Below are 863 nucleotides of genomic sequence, written 5' to 3'. Positions count from 1 at the left end.
CTTTTAGCTTTTAGCTTTTAGCAGAAAGTGTTGTTTTTTTATTCAACAAATCAAATTTGGTTTGAATATTTGCTTGCGATGCACTGATGTGTCGTTTCATCAGCATTTCAGCAAGTTCACCATCGTGGTTTTCTATCGCGTTAATAATGGCTAAGTGCTCGTCAAACGCTTTTGATACGCGCGGCCCTACCATGCCCATTTGTACACGGTACATACGTATTAATTGGTAAAGCTCGTTACATAACAAATGGATTAAATGGGCGTTTTTGCTGCCTTTAATAATGCGATAGTGAAAGTCTAAATCGCCCGCTTCTTGATAGTACGACTCCCCCTCTTTAACGCGCTGTGTTTGCAAATGTTGGTTAAGTAATTGCTTTAAGCCTTTAACTTCGTCAGCAGCCATATTGTCGGCAGCTAGCCTACATGCTAAGCCTTCAAGCGAGCTGCGTACTTGGTATACTTCAATTAAACGCTCTGCGGTTAGCGCCACTACTCGGCAACCTACATTGGCTTTACGCTCCACTAAGTAACAGCTTTCTAAGCGATTAAGCGCTTCTCTAAGCGTCGCACGGCTTACACCGTAGCGCTTTGCAAGCTCAGGCTCCGATATTTTGCTACCCTGCTGTATGCTGCCTTCTACTATTTCACGGCGCATATCAACAAACACTTGATCAGATGCTGTAGTAATAGGTGTATCGTTTAAAAAAGGTTGCGTCATGGCTTTATAAATAAATTGTCGACAATTGATGGGTTAACTATGTGCTTAATAAAAAAACATGTCAACCCCACCTAAGGTAAAAATGAGTAAAAAACACACTTATTGTCGACACTGTTAATCTAAAGTCGTATAAAATTGCTTTAAC

At 40.8% G+C, this 863-nt stretch carries 1 protein-coding gene; it reads right to left on the bottom strand.

The annotated features are described in order from the left end of the window. Positions 1 to 10: 10 nt before the first annotated feature. Positions 11 to 718 carry a GntR family transcriptional regulator gene (locus tag CWB60_RS20660; RefSeq protein ID WP_064385586.1) on the bottom strand — a complete coding sequence of 236 codons (708 nt, stop codon included), beginning with the start codon at positions 716 to 718 and terminating at the stop codon, positions 11 to 13. Between the last annotated feature and the right edge of the window lie 145 nt (positions 719 to 863).

Origin of the sequence: Pseudoalteromonas sp. S327, from assembly GCF_005886415.1 — a bacterium.
GTDB lineage: Bacteria > Pseudomonadota > Gammaproteobacteria > Enterobacterales > Alteromonadaceae > Pseudoalteromonas > Pseudoalteromonas atlantica.
The sequence above is the reverse complement of the archived record's forward strand: the minus strand, read 5'-3'. Positions and strand labels throughout refer to the sequence as shown.